Source organism: Paenibacillus sp. AR247, from assembly GCF_002968895.1.
GTDB classification, from domain to species: domain Bacteria; phylum Bacillota; class Bacilli; order Paenibacillales; family Paenibacillaceae; genus Paenibacillus_AQ; species Paenibacillus_AQ favisporus.
On sequence record NZ_PCZT01000055.1, the window covers coordinates 1 to 725 of the forward strand.

Sequence of the window (725 nt, forward strand, 5' to 3'; positions counted from 1 at the left end):
TATCGAGCTGTAGAGGTTTTACCCAATCCGGGTATACCTTCCACTAGAATTAATTTTGTTTGGGTCAAGATGATGTCTCCTTTTTAACTCGTGTCTTTTTTGCGAATTTAGGAGCAGACTGGAGCAGGGCGATTACGATGGTTTCGATTTTGCGTGGGAATTCTTTTGTAAATAATCAATATGCGCCTTGACCTCACTCCAGTTCATAGCACGATAAACAAGCTCATGTCTTACGAATCGGTTATATGGCTGCTCGTATAGAATGACAGGCATATTCATTTGTGCAAATTCTTCTGCATAATGAGGGCCGTCATCAATCATTACTTCGACTTGGAGCTTCATGCATTCCTTTAGTTTATCCTCAATAAATACGATATTGTTGTATGGAACGCTATGGTGTTCGAGCCATTTAACGGTAACATCCCGAAACTGTGTTGGTCTTGCGGTAATGATAGAAATGGTATGATGTTTAAAAAGCGAGGCCAGCGTTTGTATAGCTTGAGGATACGGGGATGAATTCCAGTGAATATCATTTCCATGTTTATTATAAATCACATCGCTCTCCGTCTTGTCCTAGCCGTACATTTTATATAGATAAAAATCATTAACATCTTCATGGGTTAAGGTTAATCCAGATGCTTTATTGTAATATTGCAAATGGGCAGTAGTTGCATCAAGCAGGGTATTATCCAAGTCGACACCGATATGCATAACGTTCTCCCTTC

Annotated in this window: 1 protein-coding gene; it reads right to left on the minus strand. The window is 39.6% G+C overall.

The annotated features are described in order from the left end of the window. Positions 1–132 precede the first annotated feature (132 nt). On the minus strand, positions 133–555 hold the full coding sequence (locus tag CPT76_RS35710; RefSeq protein WP_105446243.1) for a 5' nucleotidase, NT5C type: 423 nt from the start codon (positions 553–555) through the stop codon (positions 133–135). Positions 556–725: the final 170 nt, after the last annotated feature.